Here is a 25,508-nt window from a genome sequence, read left to right on the forward strand (position 1 = left end):
GGGGGTCCTCTCTCAGTGACACGTGCCCGGGGCCGGCGGGACGTCGAGCGCGGGGTTGCGGTCGAAGAAGCCCACCGGCTTGAGCTCGAAGCTCACGACGTCGACCGGCATGACCGGCCAGTCCTCCGGCCGCGGCACGTGGTGGATGCCGAACACGTGCCAGAGCACCAGCTCGGTGTCCACCAGCGGGCGGTCGGCCTCCTGCCACACCGGCAGGCCCGCGTCGCGGCGGCTCTGGTTGCAGAACTCGCCCGCGGGCCAGCGCTGCTCCTCGTCGAAGCGGCTCACCCACACCGGGTGGTCGATGACCTGCGCCCGCTGCCGGAACGGCGCGTCCGCGTGCGCCATCGAGGGCAGCGCCGAGTTCGGGTACAGCTTGTAGCCCGGTGCGGTCCCCAGCCGGTTGGGCCTGGTCCGGTTGACCACCTTGAACGACCGCTGCGTGGCGAAGTCGAGGTCGAGGCGCCCCTCGGACTCGCGCTCCACCGGCCGGCTCCTCGTGACGACGGCCAGCCCGTAGGGGTTGTCGTCGGACACCGGCAGCGCCTCGCTCTCGGTGACGACGACGGTGTTCTCCGGGCCGTCGACCTCCATGTCGAGCCGCGCGACGACGAAGTGCTGGTGGATCGGCGCGTAGGTGCGCTCGTCGACGACGGTGCCGTAGGCCGGCGGGGTGTCCTCGAAGGCGCTGGTCACCATGATCCCGGTGGCGCGGACCTCGCACTGGATCGTGCCGTCCTGGTAGAAGCGCCAGTAGGTCAGGTACTCGTAGTTGGCCACCGTGGCGTGGAACGAGACGACCATCCGCCGCGACCGGCGCACCTCCGAGCCGGCCTTCTCGTCGACGTGCTTCCACAGCACGCCGTCGTCCTCCTCGTGCAGGCAGATGGCGTTCTCGATGGTGTACGGCTCGCCGCGGGTGTCGTGCAGGACGGCGTCGACGTAGGTGATGTCGCCGAGGCAGTCGCAGCCGAGCTTGAGCGAGGTGGTCATGAACCCCAGGCCCCACTCGCCGATGTCGAAGGCGGTGCGCCGGTGGTGGTCGGGGCTCGGGTCGCGGTAGGGCACGACCATCTCGGCGAACGACATCCGGTGCGCCACGGGGCGGCCGTCGTAGGACACCCGGTGGATCACCAGGCCCTCGCGGTGGTTGAAGCCCAGCCGCATCGACCAGTTCTGCCAGCGCAGTTCGTGGCCGTCGAGCTCGAAGGAGACGCCCTCGGGCTGGGTGATCTCCAGCGGCCTGACGTCGGTGCGCTGCTGCAGGCCGGGCACCAGCGCGGGCAGGTACTCGCCCATGACGGCGGGCTGCTGGGGCGGGGCGGTGTCCTCGGTGTGCAGCAGCTCCATCGTGTTGAGGTCGACGACGAAGTGCAGGCCCATCACCGGGTTGGCGTAGGGGTTGCCGTGGGGGACCGAGCGCCGCCACACGTCGGTCCAGCCGACCCGGCGGTCCTGCAGGCCCTGCGGGACGAGCGAGTGGCCGTAGGCCCAGGTGTCGATGAGCACGAGGTCGAGGTCGGTGATCCCGCGCTTCGCCAGCGCCGCGACGACGTCGGGGTGCGCGATGAGCACCTCGTGGGCCTCGTGCCACTCGTCGAGGGTCATGTTGGCCTGCTGGCCGGGCACCGCCTCCCAGGAGAGGACGGCGTCGTCGGTGAGCGAGACGACCGCCTTGTACGGCGTGCCCTCGTCGCGGCTCCACACCGTCACCCGGGCCTCGCGGCGGATCGGGTCGCCGGGGGAGAAGGCGCGGACGACGTCCTTGGCCGGCTCGCGCAGCTCGATGGAGGCGAACCGCCAGCGCTCGTCGACCCCCCTGTCCCGCCGCAGGACCGCCGCCGCGGCGCGGAACTCCTCGGGCGTCAGCGGGTCGAGCGGGTGCGGGGTGCCGGCGGCCGCGCGGGCGCCGGCCGAGCCGGAGGCGTGGCAGGACGTCGCGAGCTCGGTCATGAGGGGTTCTCCCGGGGGGTGGTGTCGGGGCGGTTCGCGAGCAGGGGGACCGAGGGGTCCCAGCGGGTGCCGTCGCGGGCGTCACGGCGGCGGCGGGCCAGCGCCGAGAGCGCCTCGAGGACGACGCGGTTGGCCAGCGCCGCGGTGATGTCGGCGTGGTCGTAGGGCGGGCTGACCTCGACGACGTCGATGCCGACCACCGGCAGCTCCAGGCACAGCCGGCGGACGGCGTCGAGCAGCTGGCGGGCCGTCAGCCCGCCCGGCTCCGGCGTCCCGGTGCCCGGCGCGTGCCCGGGGTCGCAGACGTCGATGTCGACGGACAGGAAGACGCCCTCGCACTCGTCGGTGGCGATCGCCGAGGCCTCGGTGAGGCAGGCGTCGAGCCCGCGGTGGCCGATCTCGGTCATCTCGTAGGACCGCATGCGCTGCGCGGCCATCCAGTCCAGCGTCTCCGGCGGTGGCCAGTAGCCGCGCAGGCCCACCTGCAGGAAGCGGTCGCCGCGCAGCGCGCCGGACTCGATGAGCCGGCGCATCGGCTGGCCGTGGCCCCACAGCGAACCGAACTCGATGTCGCCGGTGTCGGCGTGCGCGTCGAAGTGGATCATCGACACCCGCCCGTGGCCGAGCACGTTGGCCACGCCCTTGGCGTCGGCGAAGGCGATCGAGTGGTCCCCGCCCAGCACGACCGGGATCGCGCCGGACCGGGTGACGGTCTCCACCGCGGCCTCGAGCGCGGGCAGCGCGGTCTCGATGTCGCCGGAGTACATCTCGACGTCGCCGGCGTCGAGCACGCGCAGGTCGCGCAGCCCGTCGGTGCGCAGCGCCAGGCTGGGGCGCGACCCGTCGTGCGGCAGGTAGTCGGTCATCCGGATGGCCTGCGGGCCGAAGCGGGTGCCCGGGCGGTGCGAGGTGCCGCCGTCGAAGGGGGCGCCGAGGACGACGACGTCGGCGCCGGCGAAGGAGGCCGGGTCGTCGAGGTCGCAGCGGTCGACACCCAGGTAGGTGATGTCGGGCCCGAACTGGGCGCCGTAGCGGGTCATGACGTCGAGGTCCGATCGATGTGCGGTGGAGGACGGCGGGTCGAGGCACTCCCGAGCCGTCGGGACGACGGAATCCGTGTCGCAGGACACGTTAGGCGACGGTTTCCGTGTTGCCAAGTGTCGTCGCCGGTGTCGACGGGACCGGTCACCCCCAGGGGTCGGCTACCTCGACGGAATGAGTCAGCGGTGCGTCGACACGCGCACGAAACAGTGGTGGTGCATGCTCCCGGCGCTCGGATCCGTGCCGACGTCCATGCCGGACTGTCGACGTGGCCCGGGCACGGTGTACATCGTGGCCTCTTCCCCGCCGGGCGGGGGAGTGGCCTCCTGTCCCGTGTGAGGCGCGGCACACCCGCCGCGCCGGGAACCCGCCGCTGACGGCGGTGCGACGAGAGGAGGGCCGCATGGCGGTGGGACAGGACCGGGGGACCGGGCGACAGACCGATCTGCGGACCAAGGGGCTGGCGGGCGGCTCGGTGGGGCTGCTGGCGAGCGTGGTCCTGGGGATCTCGAGCATCGCGCCGGTCTACGCGCTCACGGCCACGCTCGGCCCGACGGTGACCGAGGTGGGCCTGCAGATGCCCGCGGTCTTCCTGGCCGGCTTCCTGCCGATGCTGCTGGTGGCCTACGCCTACCGGGAGCTCAACCGGGTGGCGCCGGACTGCGGCACGTCGTTCACCTGGACGACCAAGGCGTTCAACCCCTACGTCGGCTGGCTGTGCGGCTGGGGCGCGCTGCTGGCCACGGTCATCGTGCTGTCCAACCTGGCCGGCGTCGCCGTCTCCTTCTTCTACCTCCTGCTCGGGGAGATCACCGGGTCGGAGTCGCTGGCGACGCTGGGTGACGACGCGGTCGTCAACGCGCTCACGTGCGTGGCGTTCGTCGCCCTCGCCACCTGGGTCACCTACCGCGGGGTGGAGGCCACCAAGCGCGTGCAGTACGTGCTGGTCGGCTTCCAGATGGCCGTGCTGCTGGTCTTCGCCGTCCTGGCGCTGGCCAAGGCCGGCTCGGCCCCGCGCGGGATCGCCTTCGAGTTCTCCTGGCTCGACCCGACCGCGATCACCTCGTTCAGCGCGTTCACCGCAGGCCTGTCGCTGTCGCTGTTCATCTACTGGGGCTGGGACACCTGCCTGACGGTCAACGAGGAGACCGCCGGCAGCGCCCGCACCCCGGGCCGCGCCGCCCTGCTCACCATGCTGGTGATCATCGTGACCTACGTCGGCGTCGCGATCGTCGTGCAGATGTACGCCGGCGTCGGTACCGAGGGCACGGGCCTGGGCAACCCCGACACCAGCGACAACGTCTTCGCCGCGCTGGCCGGACCGGTCCTCGGCCCGGGGCTGGCGTTCCTGCTCTTCCTCGCCGTCGTCGCGAGCTCCGCCTCGTCGCTGCAGACCACGTTCCTGCCGACCACCCGGACCATGCTGGCCATGGGCACCTACGGCGCGCTGCCGCAGCGGCTGGCCGAGGTGCACCCCCGCCACCGGGTGCCCTCGACCGCGACCCTGGTCGCCGGCGCCGCGACCGCCGCGTTCTACGTGGGGATGACGATCATCAGCGAGAACGTCCTCATCGACACGATCTACGCGCTCGGCCTGATGATCTGCTTCTACTACGGCCTGACCGCCTACGCCTGCGTCTGGTACTTCCGCCGCGAACTGTTCCGCAGCCCCCGCGACCTGGTGTTCAAGGGCGTGCTGCCGCTGCTGGGCGCGCTGATGCTCACCGCGGTGTTCGTGCAGACCGCCGTCGACACCCTCGACCCCGCCTACGGCAGCGGCTCGTCGGTGTTCGGGATCGGCAGCGTGTTCGTCATCGGCATCGGGCTGCTGCTGCTCGGCGTGGTGCTGATGTTCGCCTGGCGGGCGCGGCACCCGGACTTCTTCCGCGGGCGGACGCTGCGGGTGGACACGCCGTCGCTGGTGTTCGACGAGTGAGCTGACGGGCAGTGCGAGGACCGGGTGGCCCGCCCCGCGGGTCGGGCCACCCGGTCCTCGCGTGTCCCCAGGAGGAGAGGCGTGTTCGCCGTCGTCTACCGCTGGCGCCTGCACCCCGGCGCCGAGGACTCCTTCGTCGAGGGCTGGCAGCGGGTCACCCGCGCCATCCACGCCACCTGCGGCAGCTACGGCTCCCGGCTGCACCGCGCGGACGACGGGACCTGGGTCGCCTACGCCCGCTGGCCGGACGCCGCCACCCGCGACCGCTGCCGGCACGGGGAGGCCGAGGGGGAGCGGATGATGGCCGGGGCCGTCGCCGAGCACCTCGGCGCGACGACGATGGTGATCGCCGCCGATCTGCTCGCCGAGCCGGGCTGAGCCGGCTGCCGTCCGTCGGCGTCTGGGTTACCGTCCCGCCGACCAGGGGCCCGTCCGGCGACGGCGTCCGCACCGCACGACCGGACGGACGGCCATGAGCGCGCAGCCCCCGCAGGACGCCGACTCCCACCTCGCCCAGCTGGGCTACCAGCAGCGCCTCGACCGCAGCATCGGCGGCTTCTCCAGCTTCGCCGCCGGCGTCAGCTACATCTCCATCCTGACCGGCACCTTCCAGCTGTTCTACTTCGGCTTCGGTGCCGGTGGCGCGGCCTACGTCTGGTCCTGGCCCATGGTCTTCGTCGGCCAGCTCACGGTCGCGCTGTGCTTCGCCGAGCTGGCCGCCCGCTACCCGGTGGCCGGCTCGCTCTACAACTGGACCAAGCGGCTGGGCAGCCGGACGACGGCGTGGATGACCGGCTGGATGATGCTCACCGCGTCCGTCGTCACCCTGTCGGCGACGGTGCTCGCCTACCAGATCACGCTGCCGCAGCTGTGGTCGGGCTTCCAGGTCGTCGGCGACGGCACCGGCACCTACGACTTCGCGGTCAACGCGGTGATCCTGGGCAGCGCCCTCATCCTGTTCACCACGCTGGTCAACGCCTTCGGCGTGCGGCTCATGGCGCGGATCAACAGCGCCGGGGTGTTCATCGAGCTGGTCGCCGCGGTGCTGATCGTCGTCATCCTCGCGCTCGCGGTGACCCGGAGCCCGCTCGACGTGCTCACCGACACCGGCGGCCGCGGGGCAGGGGAGGACGGCGGCTACCTCGGCGCCTTCCTCGTCGCGGCGCTGGCCTCGGCCTACGTCATGTACGGCTTCGACACCGCCAGCTCGCTGGGCGAGGAGACGATCGAGCCGCGCCGCACCGCGCCGCGGGCGATCCTCCGCGCGGTCACCGCGTCGTTCGTCCTGGGCGGCCTGATCCTGCTCTTCGGCCTCATGGCGGTGCGCGACCTGGGCGACCCGGCGCTGTCCTCGAGCACCGGCGGCCTGCAGTACGTGCTGCTGCAGGCGGCGGGCCCGGCCCTGGGCAAGGCGGCACTCGCCTGCATCGTCGTCGCCATCACCGTGTGCTGCCTGGCGGTGCACACCGCCACGATCCGCATGGCCTTCGCCATGGCCCGCGACAACAACCTGCCCTTCAGCAGCCGGCTGGCGCGGGTGGACCCGAAGCGCAAGACGCCGGTGGTGCCCGCCGTGGTCACCGGGGTGCTCGCGGTGTCGATCCTGCTGGTCAACATCCGGCAGCCGCAGATCTTCACGGTGCTCACCAGCATCGCGATCATCATGGTGTACCTGGCCTACCTGCTGGTCACCGTGCCGATGCTGCTGGCCCGGCTGCGGGGGCGCTGGCCGGGGCCGGAGGCGGCCGGCGACCGGCGGTGGTTCTCCCTCGGCCGCTGGGGCCTGCCGGTCAACGCCCTGGCCGTGCTCTGGGGGGCGGGCATGGCGCTCAACCTCGCCTGGCCCCGGCGCGAGGTCTACAACGCCACGGAGCCCCACCGCTGGTACCTGCAGTGGGGCGCGTTCGTGTTCATCGGCGCCATCGCGGCCGTGGGCCTGGCGTACTACCTGCTGCGCCAGCGGCACCGCACCGGCGTGCTGCCCGAGCACGCGCTGGTGACGGCGTCCCCCGCCGAGGCCTGACCCGCCCGGCCGGTCACCGCCGTCGGGACGTCCGGGCAGGATGGGTCACGGACGGCGATGGGGGAGGCCATGGAACGCGACGTGCGCGAGCAGCCGACGCACCCGCACAGGGACGCGAGCGGACGACCGACGCTGCGGACGGTCGCCGCGCTGGCCGGCGTCCACGTGTCGACCGCCTCGCGGGTGCTCAACGGCAGCCAGGGCACCGGCGTGCGCACCGCCGGGGAGCAGACCAGCGACCGGATCCGGCGGATCGCCGAGGAGGTCGGCTACCGCCCGAACCCGCACGCGACGGGCCTGCGGACCCAGCGCAGCCACCTGGTCGGGGTGCTCGTGCCGCGCCTGGTGGACATCGTCCTGGCCACCATCTACGAGGGCGTCGAGGAGGCCTCGGCGTCCTTCGGCTACTCGACCTTCGTGGCCAACACCGGCGACGACCCGGCCGTGCAGCGGTCGCGCACCGAGATGGTGCTGTCCCGGCGGGTCGACGGCATGGTCTTCGGCGACGCCTACGAGGACGGCCGGTTCCTCGACGAGGTCGCCCGGCGCGGCGTGCCCTTCGTGCTCGTGTCCCGCCGGGCCGGCAGGCACCCCTCGGTGACCTGCGACGACCTGCTCGGCGGGCGGCTGGCCGCCGAGCACCTGCTCGGCCTGGGGCACACCCGGCTCGGCGTCGTCGCCGGCGAGCCCTACGCCAGCACCGGCATCGACCGCACCGCGGGCTTCGTCGCGGCCTGCCGCGAGGCCGGCGTGGACGTCCCGGCCGCGGCCGTGGTGCACACCCGCTTCGACACCGAGGGGGGCCGGTCGGGCATGGAGCGGCTGCTGGCGCTCGACGAGCCGCCGACCGCGGTGTTCGTGGTCAACGACTTCGCGGCGATCGGGGCCATGGGCGCGGCACGCGACGCCGGCCTGCGCGTGGGCAGCGACGTCGCCGTCGTCGGTTTCAACGACGTCCCGCTGGCCGCCGCCCTGCCGGTCGCCCTCACCACGGTCCGGTCGCCGATGCACCGGATGGGCGTGCGGGCCGTCGAGCTGCTCATGGACCGGCTGGCCGGGCGGGCCGTGGAGTCGGAGCGGCTGCGACCGGAACTGATGGCGCGCGCCTCGACGCTCGGGACGGGGACGCCGGGCCCCTGACCCCGTGTGCGCTGACGCACACAGCGAGGATGGTCGGCGTGATGGCACGCAGGAGAGTCGGTCCCGAGGACGCCCGTTCGTGGCTGCTGGTCAACGGCGCCCGCCCCGAGCTGTTCGACCCCGCGCACGGGTCGCGCGCCGACCAGGTCGTGCTCGACATCGAGGACGCCGTCGACCCCGCGCGCAAGGACGAGGCGCGCGCCGGGGTGGCGCAGTGGCTGTCCGACGGCGAGCGGTCGGCGTGGGTGCGGATCAACGACCACTCCACCCCGTACTGGGAGGACGACGTCGCCACCCTGGCCGGCGTCCCCGGGCTGCTCGGCGTGGTGCTGGCCAAGACCGAGGCCGCCGAGCACGTCACCGAGACCTACGACCGCCTCGGCGGCGCCACGCCCGTGCTCGCGCTGGTGGAGTCGGCGCTGGGCATCGAGGAGGCGGTGAGCACCGCCCGCGCCCGTGGCACCTTCCGGCTGGCCTTCGGCAGCGGCGACTACCGCCGCGACACCGGCACCAGCGCCGACGACCTGGCGATGGCCTACCCGCGCTCCCGGCTGGTCGTGGCCAGCCGCATCGGCGAGCTGCCCGGCCCCATCGACGGGCCCACGGTCACCCACAGCCTCCCGGTGCTGCGCGAGCAGAGCGCCGTGACGGTCTCGCTGGGCCTCACCGGCAAGCTCTGTCTCGACCCCGACCAGGCGCCGGTGCTCAACGAGATCATCAGCCCCGCCCCCTCCGACGTCGCCTGGGCGCAGGACTTCCTGGCCGACTTCGACGCCCGCGGCCAGGTCGTCCGCGACGGCAGCGACCTGCCCCGGCTGGCCCGCGCCCGCAAGATCACCCGGCTGGCCGAGACGTTCGGCGTCCAGCCCGCCTGAGCCCGGCGGGCCCGGCGGTCCCGCGGGACCGCCGGGCCCGCCTCACACCGCGGTGGCGGTGACGAACGTGCAGACGCCGTCGCCGGAGCGGGGACGGCGGGTGCGGATGCCCAGCAGCGCCAGCACCGCCATCTCCAGCCGGAAGGCCAGCCGCATCGGGCCCCGGTAGAAGTGGTCACCGCCGGTGCTGACCCGCAGGTCGCCGAAGCCGGCCAGCCGGACGTGCTCGGTCAGCGCCCAGTCCGGCAGCAGCGTGATGTGCCCCGGTGCGTGGTAGAAGCGCGGCCCGAAGACGTAGGGCGCGCCGCGCAGCAGGGTGAGCAGGCGCGAGTGGGGGTGCGTCACGTTCGGCGTGCTGAGCACCACCTGGTCCCCCGGCCGCAGCAGCGCCCGGATGGAGCGCAGCACCTGCCGCGGGTTCTCCACGTGCTCCAGGGTCTCGACGCAGACCACCAGGTCGAAGGGCCCGCGCGTCTCGTCGGTCCAGTCGGGGTGGTCGAGGTCGAGCCGGGCGATCCAGTCGTGCGGCGGGTCGAGGTCGGTGGGGACGACGTCGAGGCCGGCGTCGCGCAGCCGCAGCGCCAGCGCGCCGCAGCCCGAGCCCACCTCGAGCACCCGGCCGCCGTCGGGCAGCGCGGCCCGCACCTGCTCCAGCGCGTACTCGTGCACGCCGGGTGCGGCGTGGATGCCGTGCCCCTTGTAGCTGGACACGGCGGGGGTCCGGGATCCGCTGGCCTGCTCGACGTCTGCCACGCCCCCACCCTGTCAGTCGCGCCGTCGACCCGCCGACGCCACCCCGGCGCGTCCGGCTCAGGCCAGCGCAGCCGCCTGCTCGGCGCACAGCTCGGCCAGTGCCTGGGGTGCCGAGCGGCACAGCCGCGGGAAGGCGAGGAAGCCGTGCGGCATGCCGACGTACTGCGTCAGGCGGACCGGCACGCCGGCCGCGCGCAGCACCTCGGCGTAGCGGTACCCGTCGTCGCGGATGGGGTCGTGCTCGGCGACCTGGATGAGCGCCGGCGGCAGCCCGGTGTGGTCGGCGGCGAACAGCGGCGAGGCGTGCGGCGCCCGCGGGTCCTGCCCACCCAGGTAGTGGTCGCGGAAGGCCAGGCAGTCGGCCCTGGTGAGGATCGGCGCGGAGGCGTTCTCGTCCATCGACGGGCTGCTCATCGTGAGGTCGACCGACGGGTAGACCAGCCCCTGGTGGGCGATGCGCGGGCCGGACCGCTCGCGCGCCATCAGGCTGACGACGGCGGCCAGGTTGCCGCCGGCGCTGTCGCCCATGACCGCCACCCGCGCGGGGTCGGCGCCGAACTCCGCCGCCCGCCCGACGACGTCGACCAGGGCCGCGTAGCAGTCCTCGGCCGCGGCCGGCCAGCGGTGCCCCGGCGCGAGCCGGTAGTCCACCGAGACGACGACGGCGCCGACCGTCGCCGCGACGTTGCTGCACAGCCAGTCGCCGGAGTCGAGGTTGCCCAGGGTCCAGCCGCCGCCGTGGAAGTGGACGACGAGCGGGAGCGTGCCGGCCGCGTCCGCGGGCCGGTAGGTGCGGACGGGCAGCGCGGCCACCTCGCCGCGCGCGGTCCCGTCGGTCAGGGTGACCCCGCGGGCCACGCCGCCCAGGAGGTGGTCGGTCACCGGGTTGTGGCCGATGCGCTGGCTCTGTACGCGGCGCAGCCGCTCGTCGTCCATCGTCGCGACCGACAGCCGGGACAGGGCCCGGCCGAGCAACCGCACCCGCAGGTCCATCCGTGCCACGCGTCCTCCTCGGGGTCGTGCAGGTGGTCGGGGGTCGGGTCAGGGCTCGGCGAACCAGGCGAAGCCGAGCCCGGGGACGGTCAGCCGGCCGCTGCGCACGCCGAGTCGGCCGTCGCTGCCGTGCACCTGCACGAAGCTGCCGAAGCCGGTGACGGTGTCGGCGTCGACCTCCCGCGGGCGCGGCGAGAAGTTGGCGACGCCGACGAAGGCGCCGCTGCGCGGGTGCCGTCGCCGCCAGGCCAGCACCGCGTCGCTGCCGGCGTCGAGCAGTTCCGGCTCGGTGCCGCCGCGCAGCGCCAGCAGGGAGCGGCGCACCCGCCCGAGGTCCCGGATGCCGGCGAACACGCGGCCCTCCAGCGTGCCGGGCTCGCCGCGCCGGGCCGCGGCCGCCCAGTCCATCGGCGGGCGGTGCACCCAGCGGTTGTCCGGTGCCCGCGCGGGGTCGGCGAGGTAGCCGGCGTCGTTGCGCAGGGCCAGCTCGTCACCCATGTAGAGCAGCGGGATGCCGCCGAAGGCGTAGGCGACCGAGTAGAGCAGCAGCAGCCGGCGGACGCCGGCCTCGAGCGCGGCCGCGTCGTCGCGCTCCAGGGCGTCCTCGATGCCGCACAGCGACGCCGCCGAGCCGGAGACGCGGGCGTCGCCGGTGACCTCGTTCTCCTGGAACAGCGCGCCGCGGGCGAAGGAGCCGGGGAAGCGGCCGGAGTAGAAGTCGTTGAGGAAGCGCCGGTGGGCGAAGGCGTCGAGGCCGACCGCGGCGGCGTCGGCGTCGGTGATCGCCCAGCCGATGTCGTCGTGGCCGCGCACGTAGGTGACCCACGACGTCGACGGGGGGATCGCCCGCATCCGGCCCAGCGCCTGGCGGGCCAGCCGCACCTCGCCGGTGGCCAGGCTGCTCCACAGCAGCACCATGAGCTGGTTGTGGTAGGCCAGCTCGCACTCCGGGCGGAAGCGCTCGTGCGCGCCGAGGTACTGCACGAGGTCGTCCGGGGCGACGATCGCCTCGGCCTTGAACACGACGCCGGGCGCGGCCAGCCGGGTCACCGCGTGCAGCAGCTGCAGCAGCGTGTGCCCCTCGGGCTGGTTCTGGCAGGTGGTGCCCATCCGCTTCCACATGAACGGGACGGCGTCCATGCGGAAGACGTCGACGCCGCGGTTGGCCAGCCAGGTGATCTCGCCGAGCATCGCCAGCGTGACCTCGGGGTTGGTGTAGTCGAGGTCCCACTGGTAGGGCCAGAAGGTCGTCCACACCCAGCCGCCGGCGCCGCCGCGGGCCTCGGGCACCCAGCTGAAGGAGCCGGGGGCGCGGTCGGGGAAGACCTCGGGGATGGTCGCGTCGTAGGCGTCGGGCAGCGTCCGGTCGGGGAAGGCGGTGTAGAAGCCCTCGTACGCGGGGTCGCCGGCCAGCCACCCCTGCGCCCACGGGTGCTCGCGGGCGGTGTGGTTGAGCACCAGGTCGATGCACAGCGCCATGTCGCGCTCGTGCAGCGCCCCGGCCACCGCCTCCAGGTCGGCCATCGTGCCCAGCCGCGGGTCCACGGCGCGGTAGTCGGCCACCGCGTAGCCGCCGTCGTTCTCGCCCTCGCGGGGGGCGAGCAGCGGCATGAGGTGCAGGTAGGTGGTGCCCAGCTCGGCGAGGTGGTCGAGCTGCCCGGCCAGCCGGTCGAGGGTGCCGCAGAAGCGGTCGACGTAGCAGACGTAGCCCTGCACCCGGGTGCGCTGGAACCAGCCGGGGTCGAGCTCCCGCCGGCGGTCGAGGCGGCGCAGCGCCCGGGGCCGGTCCGCCGCCGCGGCCAGCGCGGTGCGCAGGACCCGCGCGAACAGGTCGTCGGCCCGGTCGCCGTAGAGCTCGGCCAGCGGCCCGTGGACGTCGACCAGCGCCAGGTCGACGCGGGTGAGGAAGGCGTCGGCCTCGTCCTCCCCCAGCGCCGCGGTGGCCTCGTCGGACAGCCGCCGCCGCAGCGCCGACCACACGCGGGTCGCGCCGTCCCGAGGGCCGCCCGCCGTGCCGGTGTCGCCCGCCGTCCCCGCCGTCGTCCCCGTCGTGGTCGCCGTCCCGTCGGTGTCCCCGCCTGCCACGGCTGCACCTTAGGACCGCGGTGCGGCCCGCTCCCCGCGTGCCCTGCCCGCGGGCGGTCGGGCCCCGCTCAGGCCGGCAGCAGGCGGACGGCGAGCACGGCGACGTCGTCGTCGGTGCCGTCGGGGACCACCCGGGTCAGCAGCCGGTCGCACAGCGCGTCGGCCGACAGCCCGCCGAGCCCGCGCAGCGCGTCGACCAGGCGGGCCATCCCGGTGTCGACGTCCTGCCGGCCGACCTCCACCAGCCCGTCGGTGACCAGCAGCACCGTCTCCCCGGGCCGGAGCACGGTCTCCTGGTCGCTGCGGCGGGCGGGTTCCCGGGTGCCCAGCAGCCGCTCGGCGCGGGAGGACAGCACCCGCACGGCGGCGTCCGGCGCGACGAGCAGCGGCGGCAGGTGCCCGGCCGACGACCAGCGCAGCGTGCGGGTGCCGTCGGCCTCGGGCAGCTCCAGCCGGGCGACCAGCGCGGTCGCCAGCGTGCCGGTGTGCAGCCCGGAGAGCACCCGGTCGACGCGGTCGAGGGTGCGCGCCGGGCTGTCGGGGGAGTCGTAGGCCAGCGTGCGGACGGCGCTGCGCAGCTGGGCCATCGCCGCGGCCGCCTCGACGCCGTGCCCGGTGACGTCGCCGATCACCAGCAGCGTCGCGCCGTCGGGCTGGGCGACGGCGTCGTACCAGTCCCCGCCGACCAGGGCCTGCGAGCCCGCGGGGCGGTAGCGGACGGCGATCTGCAGGCCCTCGCTCTCCGGCGGCGGGGTGAGCAGGCTGTGCTGCAGCGTCTCGGCCACCCGCAGCTGCCGGGAGTAGAGGCGGGTGTTGTGCAGCGCCAGCGCACCGCGGCGGCCGGCCTCCCGCGCGAGGTCGACCTCCGCGGGCGTGTGCGGCGGCCGGTCGCCGGTGCACACCAGCGACAGGACCCCGAACGCCGAGCCGCGCGCCTGCAGCGGCACCAGGAGGGCCGACCTCGGGTCCAGCCGCCGCCAGGCGTCGCGCACCGGGCCCTCCGGCAGCGCCTCGGGGCCGAGGTCGAGGTCGACCGGGCCGACCTGCACCGGCTCGCCCGACCGCAGGACGGCGGTCAGCGCGGCCTGGTCGCGGGGCGCGGCGACCCGCCCGGCGAGGTAGGTGTCGGCGTCGGCGAGCCGCTCGGGGTCGCGGTGCGCGCGGGACGTGCGGCCCGGGGCGCCGTCGCCGGCCATGACGGTGACCGTGGCCCAGTCGGCCAGCCGCGGCACCAGCAGGCGGGCGAGCCGGTCGGCGGCCTCGCCGGTGTCGAGCAGCTCGGCCAGCGACTCGGTCACCCCGGCGAGGAAGCGGACGCGCTCGTGCTCGGCCTGCTCGGGGGTGGGTCCGGTCACCTCGGCTCCAGGTCGGTCGCCGGTCGGGCGACCGGCGCTGGGCGGGGAGCCTACGGGAGCTGCGGCCGGTCGCCGGCCTCCCGGCGCGGTCAGCCGGACCGGCGGTCGCGGTAGCGGGCCGCCCGGCGGGCGGCCGCGGCGCGCCGCCGGTCGGCGTCGCGGGCCTCCCGCTCGGTGGAGCTGCGGTCCCGGACGGCCTGGGCGGTGCCCGTCGGGTAGCCGGCCTTCTTCACCCGGTTCTCGGTGGCCTCGGGCATGTAGGCGATGGAGAACGCCAGGCCCAGGAGCAGCCCGCCCAGTGCGGCCAGCCCGCGGATCCAGAACGGTCCGGGTACCAGCAGCAGCACCACGGCGACGGGGACGGCGAGCTGCACGAGACTGCGGGCGACGTGCCGGAGCACCCAGGTGCGCGTCGTCGTGTCGTGCAGCACCCACGTGCGGTGGCGGGGTGGCAGGCCCGCGCCCATGGCGTAGCCGATCCACCGCAGCACCCCGGGCCGCACGCGGCCGTCCGCCGCCGTCCCGTCCGAGGGCGCGCGCGGGTCCATGCGCCCCTGTCTACTCCCCGTCCCGGGCCTCCGGGCGCCCGGCCAGCCGGCGGGCGCGCGCCCGCGGGTGCCCCAGCAGCGCGTCGACCCGCCCGTGCAGCCCGGTGAGCCGGGCCCGCAGGTCGCCGTCCAGGGAGCCCGCCGAGTCGTCCCCGCCCAGGGCGACGGGCACGTGCGGCGGGAGCGTGGCCAGCAGGCCGGCGGCGTCCTCCCCGGCGGCGGCCACCTGCCGGGCACCGAGCCGGACGCAGCCGAGGCGGTCTCCGAGCGCGTCGACCACCGCCTCGACCTCCCCGGCCGTGCACGACCCGGCCGGCACGTCGAGGACGACGCCGCCCCCGCTGGGCGCGACCACCGCGACGGCGGCGTCGACCAGGTCGGGCCGGTCGGCCGGCACCGGCGCCAGCAGCGGCACCAGCCGGTAGGGACGGGCCCTCGGCCAGCCGGGCGAAGACGTCGGCGCGCCGGGCGGGATCCGGGGTGAGGAGGCGGGCGGTGACGCACCGGGCGCCGAAGCGGGCACCCAGGTCGAGCACCCGCCCGTGCGCGGCGTGCACGTCGTCGCGCGGGAGGTCGGCGCCCAGCTGCACCCGCCCGACGTCGAGCACGGTCACCCGCGTCTCCAGCAGCAGGGCCACCAGCCGGGCGAGGTTGCGCTCGCCGGCGCCGCCGTGCCACCACGGCTCGACCTCCGCGGTGCCGCCGACGTGCAGGCCGACGGAGTGCCACCCGGTGCCCGGCAGCGCCCGGGTCAGCTCGAGGGCGTCGCGCGGGTGGACCAGGGACTGGTGGACCGCCAGGCGGTTCGCGGCGTGCACGCAGGTCACCCCCTCCCCGCTGTGGGCCCGGCTGTCCGACCGGATCGGCCGCCGTCCGGTCTTCGCCCTCGGCGCGCTCGGCTCGGCCGCGCTGGCCTTCCCGTTCCTCCGGGCGCTGCAGCAGGGCGACGGCCCGCTGGTCGTCGTCTCCGGCATCGCGCTGTTCGGCGTCGTGTACTCCGCGGCGAACGGCATCCGGCCGTCCTTCTACGGCGAGATGTCCTCCACCCAGGTGCGCTACTCGGGCATGGCGATCGGCACGCAGATCGGCTTCGCGCTCGGCGGCTTCTCGCCGGTCATCGCCACCGCCATCGTGGGCGAGGGCTCCGGCGGCTGGGTGCCGGTCGCGCTGCTGACCGCCGGCGCGCTGCCGTCGCCGGGCTCTGCGCGCTGACCGCCCGGGAGACCGCGCACGTGCCGCTGGCGCAGCTCGGTGACGCGCACGCGCGGGCCGGGGCGCGTGAGAAGAGCCTCACGCGCGCCTGAGACGAGCAGCGTCGCGCAGCGGGCCCCGGCCGGGAGCGGCCGGGGTCCGCGTGCGTGCATCCCGGAGCACACTGGTCGGGTGACCGTCGTGCTGACCGGGGCCGACTACGCGGCCGCGGTGTCCGCGCCGGGGATCGTGCTGGTCGACTTCCGCGCGGCCGGCTCGGGGTCGAGCCGGGCGTTCACCCGCGAGTTCGACGCCGCGGCGCAGCGGCACCCGGGGCTGGTGTTCGCCTCGGTCGACACCGAGGCCGAGACCGTGCTGGCCGCCCGCGTGGGCGTGCGCTCGGCGCCCACGCTCATGGTGTTCCGCGACGGCGTGCCGGTGTACGCCGAGCCCGGCTACCTGCCCGGCGACTCCCTCGACCTGCTCGTCGCCACGGTCCGAGCGCTGGACATGCCCGCCGTGCGCGCGCTCTTCCCCGAGCCCGTCGACCCGCGCTGACCGGGCGCCCCCGCGTCCGTCCTCCCGCACCGCAGCCGTCCTCCCCGACCGTGCACCGTCGGGGAGGACGCGCCACGATCAGGCCACCTGGTCGTCGCTGCGCCTCAGGCCACCAGGACGACGACCAGCGTGCGGGGGCCGTGCACGCCCTCCACCCGCTGCAGCTCGATGTCGCTGGTGGCCGACGGCCCGCTGATCATCGTCAGCGGGCGCAGCGGGTCCAGCCGGCCCAGGCTCTCGGGCACGCTCCCGACCACCTGCTCGGCGGTGACCACGCAGACCAGGCAGTCGGGCAGCAGCGACAGCGCCCGCCGGCCGCACGGCGGCGTCCCGTCGAGCACCAGCGTGCCGGTCTCGGCGATCGCCACGGCGACGGCGGTGACCGAGGCGGCGCGCTCGGCGAGCTGCACCGGCGGCCGATCGTCGTCGGTGTCGAGGCCCTCGGGGCGCCACGCGGCGGGCAGCCCCGGCGCGGCCACCACCGACCCCGGCGCCCACCCGGTGCCGAGCCCGGCGTCCAGCGCGGCGGTCACGGTGGCCGCGACGTCGTCGGGTCCGCAGCGCAGCACCGAGGCCTTGTAGTCCTCGAGCCGGTCGACGAGGACGTCGAGCAGCTCGGCGGCCGGGCGGTCGTCGGTGGTGCGGTAGTCGCGCACCACCTCCGGGACCGGCGCGCGGGTCTCGCCGAGCGCGGTGCGGACGCGGCCGAGCACCTCCTCCCGGGCGCTCACGACCGGCCCCCGTGCTCACGCGCCCACTGGGCGGTGAAGCTCTCCGCCGGCGGGGTGGGCAGGTCGCGGCTGCGGGTCCACGCCGAGGCGGGGAAGGGCAGCGCGGCCGGCATGGTGGGCCGGCCCCGGGCCACGAGCCGGCCCAGGCCGGCCGCCCGCTGCGCCAGCCGCCACAGCCGCGGGTTGCTCATCGCCCGCCCGAGCGCCTTGAACGCCACCGACTCGGCGGTCGGCTTCTCCTGCGCCTCGACGTGCTCGGCGCGCAGGTGCACCAGGATCGACGGGATGTCGATGGCCACCGGGCAGACGTCGTAGCAGGCGCCGCACAGCGAGGAGGCGTAGGGCAGCGAGGCGTTGTCCTCGACGCCGGTCAGCTGCGGCGAGAGCACCGCGCCGATCGGTCCCGGGTAGACCGAGCCGTAGGCGTGGCCGCCGGTGCGCTCGTAGACCGGGCACACGTTGAGGCAGGCCGAGCAGCGGATGCAGTGCAGCGCCTGGCGGCCCACCTCGTCGGCCAGGACCGCCGTCCGGCCGTTGTCGACGAGCACCAGGTGGAAGTCCTGCGGCCCGTCGCCGGGCGTCACGCCGGCCCACATCGAGGTGTAGGGGTTCATCCGCTCGCCGGTGGAGGAGCGGGGCAGCAGCTGGAGGAACACCTCCAGGTCGCGCCAGGTGGGCACCAGCTTCTCGATGCCCATGACGGTGATCAGCGTCTCGGGCAGGGTCAGGCACATCCGCCCGTTGCCCTCGCTCTCGACGACGGCGAGCGTGCCGGTCTCGGCGACGGCGAAGTTCGCCCCGCTGATCGCCACCCGGGCCCGCAGGAACCGCTCGCGCAGGTGCGACCGGGCGGCCATCGCCAGCCGGCGCGGCTCGTCGGTGAGGTCGGCGTCGACCCGCGGCATCGTGCGCAGGAAGATCTCGCGGATCTCGGCGCGGTTCTTGTGGATCGCCGGCACCAGGATGTGGCTGGGCTTGTCGTCCCCGAGCTGCACGATCAGCTCGGCGAGGTCGGTCTCGTGCGCGGCGATGCCCGCGGCCTCGAGCGCCTCGTTGAGGCCGATCTCCTGGGTGGCCATCGACTTGACCTTGACCACCTCGTCGGTGCCGGTGGCCCGGACCAGGTCGGTGACGATGCGGTTGGCCTCCGCGGCGTCGCGCGCCCAGTGCACCGTGCCGCCGCGGGCGGTCACCTGCCGCTCGAGCTCCTCGAGGTGCTCGTCGAGGCGGGCCATCGTGGCGGCCTTCAGCGCGCTGCCGGCGGCGCGCAGCTGCTGCCAGTCGGGCAGCTCGGCGACCACCTTGGCGCGCTTGCCGCGGATCGTCTGCGTCGCGTGGCCGAGGTTGGCGCGCAGCTGGCCGTCGCGCAGGGCGTCGCGGGCGGCGTCGGGGAAGGGCCGGTCGCCGCGCAGGTGGCCGACGCCCCGCGGCGCGGTGGGCAGGCCGAGGAACGTCGTCCCCGACCGGGGGGCGCCCGGGGCGAGCGGGGTCTGGTCGGTGCGCAGGTCCTGCGGGGTCGTCGTCACGCGGTCACCGCCGGTCGGGTCGTCTGGTGGGGGCTCACGGCGTCCTCCGTCGAGGCCAGGATCTCGGCCAGGTGCACCGTCCGGGTGCCCGAGCGCAGTCGGGACAGCCCGCCGCCGATGTGCATCAGGCAGGAGGAGTCGCCGGCGGTGCACACCTCGGCGTGCGTGGCGAGCACGTTGGCCATCTTGTCGGTGAGCATCGCGGTCGAGGTGTCGCTGTTCTTCACCGAGAAGGTGCCGCCGAACCCGCAGCAGGACTCCGCGCCCGGCAGCTCCACCAGCTCCAGACCGCGCACCGCGCGCAGCAGCCGCAGCGGCCGGTCGCCCACCTGGAGCAGCCGCAGCGAGTGGCAGGTCGGGTGGTAGGTGACCCGGTGCGGGTAGTAGGCGCCGACGTCGGTGACACCGAGGACGTCGACGAGGAACTGCGACAGCTCGTAGGTGCGCGAGGCCAGCGCCTCGGCCTCGTCGGCCAGCCCGTGCTCACCGGCGCGGCGGGCCACCATCGCCTGCTGGTGGTGGATCGAGGCCACGCACGAGCCCGACGGCGCGACGACGGCCTCGGCGCCGGCGAAGGCCCGCACGTGGTTGGCCACGATCGGCACCGCCTCGCGCCGGTACCCGGTGTTGACGTGCATCTGCCCGCAGCAGGCCTGCCCGGCCGGCACGACCACCTCGTGGCCCAGCCGCTCGAGCAGCGCCGCCGTCGCCCGGGCGACCTGCGGCACCACCGTGTCCACCAGGCAGGTGGCGAAGAGCGCGACCCTCATGGAACCCCTCCTCAGCGTCCGCCGGTGCGGCGGACGCGGCTCGACTCACGGACGACGAGCACCGGCTCGAAGACCTCCTGGACGTGCACGTGCCCCTCGCCGCGGGCCTCGTCGAGGAGCAGTCGCGCCGCGCGGGACCCGAGCTCCTGGCGCGGCTTGCGCACCGAGGTGAGCGGGACCGCGGCGGCCGCGGCGAAGTCGATGTCGTCGTAGCCGACGATGGCGAACTCGTCGGGCACCCGCACACCCTGCCGCACCATCTCCTGCAGCACGCCCAGCGCCATCAGGTCGTTGGCGCAGACGGCGGCGGTGGGCCGGCGGGACGCGGGCATGCCCACGATGCGGGCGGCGGCCTCGCGCCCGCCCGCGACGGTGAGCGCCTCGGGGGAGAGGGTGAGCAACTCGTCGACGGCGCCGGTGGCCTCGCGCACCGCCGCCTCGACGCCGTCGTGCCGCTCCTGCACCTGCGGCAGGCCCGAGGCGCCGCCGATGAAGGCGATCCGCCGGTGCCCGCGCTCGAGCAGGTGCTCGGCGGCCAGCCGCCCGCCGAGCACGTCGTCGACGGCGACCGCGCACTGGTCGGCCGCGGGCGCGCGGCGGTCGACCAGCACCACCGGGACCCCGCGCCGGCGCAGCGACCGCAGGTGTGGGGTGAGCTCGGCGGTCGGGGTGATGAGCACCCCCTGCACCCGCTGCTCGGCCAGCACGTCGAGGTGCGCGGACTCCTTCTCGGGCCGGTCGTCGGAGTTGCACAGGATCAGCGCGAGCCCGGCCGGGTTGACGACGTCCTCCACGCCCCGGGCCACGTCGGTGAAGAACGGGTTGGCGATGTCGAGGACGACCAGCCCCACCGTGCGGCTGGAGCCGGCGCGCAGCTGGCGGGCCGACTCGTTGCGCACGAACCCCAGCGCGGCGATGGCGCCGAGCACCCGCTCGCGGGTGGCCGCGCTGACCACCTCGGGCCGGTTGAGCACGTTGCTGACCGTGCCGACCGAGACGCCGGCGGACTCGGCGACGTCGCGGATGCTCGCGGGCACGGCGCCTCCTCGCGCAGGCCGGGGGCGGCGCCCGGGACGGACGCCGTGCGGCGATGGTGAGCCTACGGCCTGAAACGTGTCAACCGCCGGGGGAGCGCCGCCGACCCGGACGATGCCGTCCCGGTCGTGGTCGTTGACACCTTCTCGGCACGAGCCCTATGGTCTGCGCCACAACGCCTGTGAATCGTTTCAGCAGAGGAGGTGGTCACCGTGGACCACGCGTCGTCGTCGGCGCCCGGCCGGGTCGTGCTGGCCCTGGAGGACGTCGGCAAGAGCTTCGGGGCGGTCGCCGCCCTGCGCGGCGCGCAGCTGGAGCTGCGCGCGGGGGAAACCCACGCGCTGGTGGGCGAGAACGGCGCCGGCAAGTCGACCCTGGTGAAGATCCTGGCCGGGGTGCACGGCCCCGACACCGGGCGCGTGCTGCTCGACGGGCAGCCGGTGGCCCTCGCCGACCCGGCCGCCGCCCGAGCCGCCGGCATCGCGGTCATCTACCAGGAGCCCACGCTGTTCCCCGACCTCTCGGTCGCGGAGAACATCTTCATGGGCCGCCAGCCGCTGCTCCCCGGGCGCCGGATCGACCGGCGGACGCTGGCCCGCCGCTGCCGCGAGCTGTTCGACCGCCTCGGCGTCGCGCTCGACCCCGACCGCCCGGCGCGCGGCCTGTCCATCGCCGACCAGCAGATGGTCGAGATCGCCAAGGCGCTGTCCTTCGACGCGCGGGTGCTCGTCATGGACGAGCCGACCGCGGCGCTGTCGGGCGTGGAGGTGGAGCGGCTGTTCGCCGTCGCCCGGTCGCTGCGCGACTCCGGTGCGGCGGTGCTGTTCATCTCCCACCGGTTCGACGAGGTGTTCGACCTCTGCGACCGGATCACCGTCATGCGCGACGGCCAGTGGGTCTCCACCGACCCCGCCCGCGACCTCACCGTCGACCGGGTGGTCCGCCGGATGGTCGGCCGCGAGGTCTCCTCGCTGTTCCCGAAGATCGACGTCGAGCCCGGCGAGGTCGTGCTCGAGGTGCGCGGCCTGACCCGCCGGGGCGTCTTCGCCGACGTCTCCTTCGACGTGCGGGCCGGCGAGATCGTCGCGCTCGCCGGCCTCGTCGGCGCCGGCCGCAGCGAGATCGTGCGCGCGGTCTTCGGGGTCGACCCCTACGACGCGGGCTCCGTCCGCGTGTCGGGCGAGGAGCTCCGGAAGGGCGACCCGGCCGCGGCGATGGCCGCCGGCATCGCCCTGGTCCCCGAGGACCGCCGCCAGCAGGGCCTGGTCATGGAGCTCTCCGTGGAGCGCAACGCCACCCTCACCCGGCGCTGGAAGCTGGCGAGGGGGGGCCTGCTCAGCTCCCGGGCCGAGCGCGCCCAGGCCGCGGAGTGGTCCAAGCGCCTGCAGGTCAAGGCCGGGCGGCTCTCCGACCCGGTGTCCACGCTGTCGGGCGGCAACCAGCAGAAGGTCGTCCTGGCCAAGTGGCTGTCCACCGAGCCGAGGGTGCTGATCGTCGACGAGCCCACCCGCGGCATCGACGTCGGCACCAAGTCCGAGGTGCACCGGCTGCTGTCGGAGCTGGCGGCCGGGGGCCTGGCCGTCGTCATGGTGTCCAGCGAACTGCCGGAGGTGCTCGGCATGGCCGACCGCGTCCTCGTCGTCTCCGAGGGCCGCCTCGTCGACGACATCCCGCGCGCCCGCGCCGACGAGGACAGCGTGATGCTGGCCGCGACCGGCCAGGGCGGCACGAGCGCCGGGGCGGCCCGGTGAGCGCCCCGGTGGCGAAGCCGCCCGCCGCGCTGCCCGAGGAGCTGGCCGCCCCCGAGCGCACCGGCCGCCGCGGCTCGGCCCTCGTGCACCGGCTGTTCGTGGTGCGCGAGCTCGGCATCCTGGCCGCGCTGGTGCTGCTGGTGCTCGTCACGGTGGTCGCCAACCCGCGGTTCCTGTCGGGCCAGAACGTCCGCGACCTGCTGCTGTCGGCCGCGATCCTCACCGTCCTCGCCGCGGGCCAGACGATGGTGATCGTCACCCGCAACGTCGACCTCTCGGTCGGCTCGGTGCTGGGCCTGTCGGCCTACGCGACCGGCACGCTGCTCGTCGTCGCGCCGGGGACGCCGGTCGTCGTGGCGGTGCTCGCCGGCACGGCCGTCGGCGCGGTGTGCGGCCTGCTCAACGGCCTGGTCGTCGCGGCCGCCGGGGTGCCCTCGCTGGTCGTCACCCTCGGCACGCTCTACGCCTTCCGCGGCCTGGACTCGCTGTGGGCCAGCAGCGCCGACCGGCTGCAGATCAACGCCGCCGACCTGCCCAGCGGGTTCAAGGCCCTGGGCGGTGCCCGGCTGCTCGGCGTCCCGGTGCTCTTCCTGGTCGCCGTCGCCGTCGTGCTGCTGGTCGGCTGGTACCTGCGGACCTTCCGCAGCGGCCGTGAGCTCTACGGCATCGGCTCGGCGCCCGAGGCCGCGCGGCTGTCGGGCATCCCGGTGGGCCGGCGGGTGCTCACCGCCTTCGTCGTCAACGGCGCCCTCGCCGGCCTGGCCGGCGTCCTCTACGCCGCCCGCTTCCAGACGCTGGACACCACCGCCGGCACCGGCCAGGAGCTCTTCGTCGTGGCCGCCGCGGTCGTCGGCGGGGTGGCCATCTTCGGCGGCAGCGGCTCGGTCTACGGCGCCGCGCTCGGCGCGCTGCTGCTCACCACCATCGGCACCGCGCTGCCGCAGCTGGGGCTGGACCCGTTCTGGCGCGACGCCGCCGTCGGCGCGCTGATCCTCGCCGCCATCGCCCTCGACCGGGCGCTGCAGCTGCGCCTGGCCGCCCGTCTCCGGGGGAGGAACGCCCGCCGTGACCGTTGACACCGCTCCCGCGCCGGCCGGGGCCGCCGCGCCCGCCCGCCGCGACCGGACCCTGCCCGCCGGTAGCGTCATCACCACGTTCCTCGTGCTGTTCCTGGTCGTCGCCGCGTTCTCGGTCGAGGGCTTCGCCAGCACCCGCAACGCCGGCTTCCTGCTGCTCGACGTCGTGGTCATCGCGCTCATCGCGCTGCCGCTGACCCTGATCGTGGTGACCGGCGAGATCGACCTGTCGGTGGCCAGCACCGTGGGCCTGTGCAGCGCGGTGATGGGCCAGCTGTGGGTGGCCGGGCTGCCGCTGGAGGCGATCGTCCCGCTGGTGCTCGTGCTCGGCGGCGTGCTCGGCGCGGTGAACGGGTTCCTCGTCACCCGGCTCGGGCTGCCCTCCCTGGCGGTCACCATCGGCACGCTGGCGCTCTACCGCGGCCTGGCCTTCGTCGTCCTGGGCGACCAGGCGGTGGCCGACTTCCCCCGCGCCTGGACGACGTGGGCGATCAGCTCCATCGGCTCGACCGGCATCCCGACCGTCGTCGTCCCGCTGCTGGTGCTCGTCGTGCTCACCGGCGTCGTCCTGCACGCCACCCCGGTCGGCCGCGCGCTGTACGCGATGGGCAACAGCGAGGACGCCGCCCGCTTCAGCGGCATCGACGTCGCCCGCACCAAGCTGTGGCTGTTCGTCGTCACCGGCGTCGTCAGCGCCCTGGGCGGCGTCTACTGGACGCTGCGCTACGGCAGCGCCCGCGCCGACAACGCCACGGGCCTGGAGCTGCAGGTCATCGCGGCGATCCTGCTCGGCGGCGTGTCCATCTTCGGCGGCAGCGGCGGCCTGCTCGGCGTCATCGCCGGCGCGCTGCTGCTCGGCTCGGTGCGCAACGCGCTGCAGCTGGTCAACGTGCCCTCCGACGTCCTCAACATCGTCACCGGCGTGCTGCTGATCACCGCCGTCGTCGCGCCGCAGGTCGCCGCACGCGTCAAGGGACGACGCCGGCGCCGACCGGCCTCCTGACCGCACCACCGCACCACCCCACCCACCCGAAGAGAGGGACCCCGATGTCGCTGTTCCTGACCAGCCGCCGCGTGCGCGGTGGCCTGACCGGCCTGGCGGTGGCCGCCATGGTGCTCACGACCGCCGCCTGCGGCGGCACCACCCGCGGCGAGGAGGAGGCGAGCAGCGGCGGCAACGACGCCGCCGGCGCCTCCGCCGACCCGGACGCCGAGATCCCCGCCGACCTCGCGATCGCCTTCCTGCCCAAGCAGCTGAACAACCCCTACTTCGACGTCGCCGCCACCGGCTCGGAGCGGGCCGTCGGCGAGATCGAGGGCGAGTTCAGCCAGGTCGGCCCGTCGGAGGCCAGTGCCTCCTCGCAGGTCAGCTACATCAACACGCTGACCCAGCAGGGCGCCGACGTCATCCTGACCTCGGCCAACGACCCCAACGCCATCTGCAGCGCGCTGGACCAGGCCCGCAGCGGCGGCGCCAGCGTGGTCACCTTCGACTCCGACACCGACCCCGCGTGCCGCGACCTGTTCATCAACCAGGCCACGGCCGAGGGCATCGCGCAGACGCAGATCGACACGATGGCCGAGCAGATCGGCGGCGCGGGCCAGGTGGCGATCCTGTCGGCGACGGCGAACGCCACGAACCAGAACACCTGGATCGAGCTCATGACGGAGTACGCCGCCCAGGAGTACCCGGACATGGAGATCGTGACGACGGTCTACGGCGACGACGAGGACGAGAAGTCCTTCCAGGAGACGCAGGGCCTGCTGCAGACCTACCCCGACCTCAAGGGCATCATCTCGCCGACCACCGTGGGCATCTCGGCCGCGGCGCGCTACCTGTCGGGCTCGGAGTACAAGGGCCGGGTCGCGCTGACCGGGCTGGGGACGCCGAACCAGATGCGCGAGTTCGTGCAGGACGGCACCGTCACCGCCTTCGCGCTGTGGAACCCCGAGGACCTGGGCTACCTGGCCGCCTACGCCGGCGCCGCCCTGGCCGCCGGCCAGATCACCGGTGCCGAGGGCGAGACCTTCACCGCCGGTGACCTCGGCGAGTACGAGGTCGGCGCCGACGGCGTCGTCGTGCTCGGCGAGCCCACCGTGTTCGACGCCGAGAACATCGACGACTTCGACTTCTGAGTCGTCCGCCCGGTCCCGCCGCCTCCGTGGCG

23 protein-coding genes are annotated in these 25,508 nt (G+C 74.9%); 11 read left to right on the plus strand and 12 right to left on the minus strand.

Annotated elements, in window-relative coordinates; translation table 11 throughout:
• Positions 1–12 precede the first annotated feature (12 nt).
• Positions 13–1,953, minus strand: a complete 1,941-nt coding sequence (locus BMZ33_RS18365) for a primary-amine oxidase (protein WP_091114234.1) — start codon at positions 1,951–1,953, stop codon at positions 13–15.
• Positions 1,950–2,993, minus strand: a complete 1,044-nt coding sequence (speB, locus tag BMZ33_RS18370) for an agmatinase (RefSeq protein WP_091114237.1) — start codon at positions 2,991–2,993, stop codon at positions 1,950–1,952. Before speB ends, BMZ33_RS18365 begins: the two co-directional genes overlap by 4 nt.
• A 404-nt stretch (positions 2,994–3,397) precedes the next feature.
• Here speB and BMZ33_RS18375 point away from each other — a divergent pair, with 404 nt between their 5' ends.
• The 5 genes from BMZ33_RS18375 (at position 3,398) to BMZ33_RS18395 (ending at position 8,968) form a co-directional block, all read left to right on the plus strand.
• Positions 3,398–4,930, plus strand: coding sequence for an APC family permease (locus BMZ33_RS18375; RefSeq protein WP_091114240.1), 1,533 nt, complete (start codon positions 3,398–3,400; stop codon positions 4,928–4,930).
• 81 nt (positions 4,931–5,011) lie between these two features.
• Complete coding sequence (locus tag BMZ33_RS18380) at positions 5,012–5,308, plus strand: antibiotic biosynthesis monooxygenase (protein WP_091114243.1); 297 nt, start codon at positions 5,012–5,014, stop codon at positions 5,306–5,308.
• A 94-nt stretch (positions 5,309–5,402) separates the two neighbouring features.
• On the plus strand, positions 5,403–6,953 hold the full coding sequence (locus BMZ33_RS18385) for an APC family permease (RefSeq protein WP_091114246.1): 1,551 nt from the start codon (positions 5,403–5,405) through the stop codon (positions 6,951–6,953).
• 69 nt (positions 6,954–7,022) lie between these two features.
• Positions 7,023–8,093 carry a LacI family DNA-binding transcriptional regulator gene (locus tag BMZ33_RS18390; RefSeq protein ID WP_091114524.1) on the plus strand — a complete coding sequence of 357 codons (1,071 nt, stop codon included), beginning with the start codon at positions 7,023–7,025 and terminating at the stop codon, positions 8,091–8,093.
• A 41-nt stretch (positions 8,094–8,134) separates the two neighbouring features.
• Positions 8,135–8,968 (plus strand): HpcH/HpaI aldolase/citrate lyase family protein, encoded by an 834-nt coding sequence (locus BMZ33_RS18395; protein ID WP_091114528.1) that lies wholly within the window; start codon positions 8,135–8,137, stop codon positions 8,966–8,968.
• Positions 8,969–9,010: 42 nt separating this feature from the next.
• Here the strand turns inward: BMZ33_RS18395 and BMZ33_RS18400 are convergent, their stop codons facing one another.
• The 6 genes from BMZ33_RS18400 to BMZ33_RS18425 form a co-directional block, all read right to left on the minus strand.
• A complete protein-coding gene (locus BMZ33_RS18400) occupies positions 9,011–9,721 on the minus strand; it encodes a class I SAM-dependent methyltransferase (RefSeq protein WP_091114249.1) in 711 nt (236 codons plus the stop codon).
• A 57-nt stretch (positions 9,722–9,778) separates the two neighbouring features.
• The gene (locus tag BMZ33_RS18405; RefSeq protein ID WP_091114252.1) at positions 9,779–10,714 is read right to left on the minus strand and encodes an alpha/beta hydrolase; all 936 of its coding nucleotides are present in this window, start codon (positions 10,712–10,714) and stop codon (positions 9,779–9,781) included.
• Between the two features lie 48 nt (positions 10,715–10,762).
• Positions 10,763–12,799, minus strand: coding sequence for an alpha-amylase family protein (locus tag BMZ33_RS18410; protein ID WP_091114256.1), 2,037 nt, complete (start codon positions 12,797–12,799; stop codon positions 10,763–10,765).
• 68 nt (positions 12,800–12,867) lie between these two features.
• Positions 12,868–14,154 carry a PP2C family protein-serine/threonine phosphatase gene (locus BMZ33_RS18415; RefSeq protein WP_169064537.1) on the minus strand — a complete coding sequence of 429 codons (1,287 nt, stop codon included), beginning with the start codon at positions 14,152–14,154 and terminating at the stop codon, positions 12,868–12,870.
• An 89-nt stretch (positions 14,155–14,243) separates the two neighbouring features.
• Complete coding sequence (locus BMZ33_RS18420) at positions 14,244–14,702, minus strand: DUF5313 family protein (protein WP_091114259.1); 459 nt, start codon at positions 14,700–14,702, stop codon at positions 14,244–14,246.
• 10 nt (positions 14,703–14,712) lie between these two features.
• The gene (locus BMZ33_RS18425) at positions 14,713–15,117 is read right to left on the minus strand and encodes a hypothetical protein (protein ID WP_091114263.1); all 405 of its coding nucleotides are present in this window, start codon (positions 15,115–15,117) and stop codon (positions 14,713–14,715) included.
• Positions 15,118–15,434: 317 nt separating this feature from the next.
• Here BMZ33_RS18425 and BMZ33_RS23505 point away from each other — a divergent pair, with 317 nt between their 5' ends.
• Positions 15,435–15,914 carry an MFS transporter gene (locus BMZ33_RS23505; RefSeq protein ID WP_169064538.1) on the plus strand — a complete coding sequence of 160 codons (480 nt, stop codon included), beginning with the start codon at positions 15,435–15,437 and terminating at the stop codon, positions 15,912–15,914.
• A 171-nt stretch (positions 15,915–16,085) separates the two neighbouring features.
• Positions 16,086–16,451, plus strand: coding sequence for a thioredoxin family protein (locus tag BMZ33_RS18435; RefSeq protein ID WP_091114266.1), 366 nt, complete (start codon positions 16,086–16,088; stop codon positions 16,449–16,451).
• Positions 16,452–16,555: 104 nt separating this feature from the next.
• Here the strand turns inward: BMZ33_RS18435 and BMZ33_RS18440 are convergent, their stop codons facing one another.
• Genes BMZ33_RS18440 through BMZ33_RS18455 form a run of 4 tightly spaced genes read right to left on the minus strand, consistent with a single transcriptional unit; the run spans position 16,556 to position 20,515 of the window.
• Positions 16,556–17,182, minus strand: a complete 627-nt coding sequence (locus BMZ33_RS18440) for a LutC/YkgG family protein (protein WP_091114270.1) — start codon at positions 17,180–17,182, stop codon at positions 16,556–16,558.
• Positions 17,179–18,708 carry a LutB/LldF family L-lactate oxidation iron-sulfur protein gene (locus BMZ33_RS18445; protein WP_169064539.1) on the minus strand — a complete coding sequence of 510 codons (1,530 nt, stop codon included), beginning with the start codon at positions 18,706–18,708 and terminating at the stop codon, positions 17,179–17,181. The genes BMZ33_RS18440 and BMZ33_RS18445 overlap by 4 nt, the downstream gene beginning before the upstream one ends.
• A complete protein-coding gene (locus BMZ33_RS18450; RefSeq protein ID WP_091114273.1) occupies positions 18,705–19,478 on the minus strand; it encodes a (Fe-S)-binding protein in 774 nt (257 codons plus the stop codon). The genes BMZ33_RS18445 and BMZ33_RS18450 overlap by 4 nt, the downstream gene beginning before the upstream one ends.
• 11 nt (positions 19,479–19,489) lie before the next feature.
• Positions 19,490–20,515 (minus strand): LacI family DNA-binding transcriptional regulator, encoded by a 1,026-nt coding sequence (locus tag BMZ33_RS18455; RefSeq protein WP_169064540.1) that lies wholly within the window; start codon positions 20,513–20,515, stop codon positions 19,490–19,492.
• A 210-nt stretch (positions 20,516–20,725) separates the two neighbouring features.
• On the opposite strand from BMZ33_RS18455, the gene BMZ33_RS18460 reads away from it, so the two are divergent.
• The 4 genes from BMZ33_RS18460 to rhaS are packed head-to-tail and all read left to right on the plus strand — an operon-like array spanning position 20,726 to position 25,476.
• A complete protein-coding gene (locus BMZ33_RS18460) occupies positions 20,726–22,264 on the plus strand; it encodes a sugar ABC transporter ATP-binding protein (RefSeq protein WP_169064541.1) in 1,539 nt (512 codons plus the stop codon).
• A complete protein-coding gene (locus BMZ33_RS18465; RefSeq protein ID WP_169064542.1) occupies positions 22,261–23,340 on the plus strand; it encodes an ABC transporter permease in 1,080 nt (359 codons plus the stop codon). Before BMZ33_RS18460 ends, BMZ33_RS18465 begins: the two co-directional genes overlap by 4 nt.
• A complete protein-coding gene (locus BMZ33_RS18470; protein ID WP_169064543.1) occupies positions 23,330–24,343 on the plus strand; it encodes an ABC transporter permease in 1,014 nt (337 codons plus the stop codon). The genes BMZ33_RS18465 and BMZ33_RS18470 overlap by 11 nt, the downstream gene beginning before the upstream one ends.
• 44 nt (positions 24,344–24,387) lie before the next feature.
• Positions 24,388–25,476: a rhamnose ABC transporter substrate-binding protein gene (gene rhaS / locus BMZ33_RS18475; protein WP_091114276.1), complete on the plus strand. Its 1,089-nt coding sequence runs from the start codon at positions 24,388–24,390 to the stop codon at positions 25,474–25,476.
• Positions 25,477–25,508: the final 32 nt, after the last annotated feature.

The organism is Geodermatophilus dictyosporus (genome assembly GCF_900115505.1).
GTDB classification, from domain to species: Bacteria; Actinomycetota; Actinomycetes; order Mycobacteriales; family Geodermatophilaceae; genus Geodermatophilus; species Geodermatophilus dictyosporus.

Coding starts and splice junctions, on each gene's coding strand:
- BMZ33_RS18450 (WP_091114273.1), bottom strand. CDS start 19,478: ATGAGGGTCGCGCTCTTCGCCACCTGCCTGGTGGACACGGTGGTGCCG.
- BMZ33_RS18395 (WP_091114528.1), top strand. CDS start 8,135: ATGGCACGCAGGAGAGTCGGTCCCGAGGACGCCCGTTCGTGGCTGCTG.
- speB (WP_091114237.1), bottom strand. CDS start 2,993: ATGACCCGCTACGGCGCCCAGTTCGGGCCCGACATCACCTACCTGGGT.
- BMZ33_RS18365 (WP_091114234.1), bottom strand. CDS start 1,953: ATGACCGAGCTCGCGACGTCCTGCCACGCCTCCGGCTCGGCCGGCGCC.
- BMZ33_RS18405 (WP_091114252.1), bottom strand. CDS start 10,714: ATGGACCTGCGGGTGCGGTTGCTCGGCCGGGCCCTGTCCCGGCTGTCG.
- rhaS (WP_091114276.1), top strand. CDS start 24,388: ATGTCGCTGTTCCTGACCAGCCGCCGCGTGCGCGGTGGCCTGACCGGC.
- BMZ33_RS18420 (WP_091114259.1), bottom strand. CDS start 14,702: ATGGACCCGCGCGCGCCCTCGGACGGGACGGCGGCGGACGGCCGCGTG.
- BMZ33_RS18385 (WP_091114246.1), top strand. CDS start 5,403: ATGAGCGCGCAGCCCCCGCAGGACGCCGACTCCCACCTCGCCCAGCTG.
- BMZ33_RS18390 (WP_091114524.1), top strand. CDS start 7,023: ATGGAACGCGACGTGCGCGAGCAGCCGACGCACCCGCACAGGGACGCG.
- BMZ33_RS18375 (WP_091114240.1), top strand. CDS start 3,398: ATGGCGGTGGGACAGGACCGGGGGACCGGGCGACAGACCGATCTGCGG.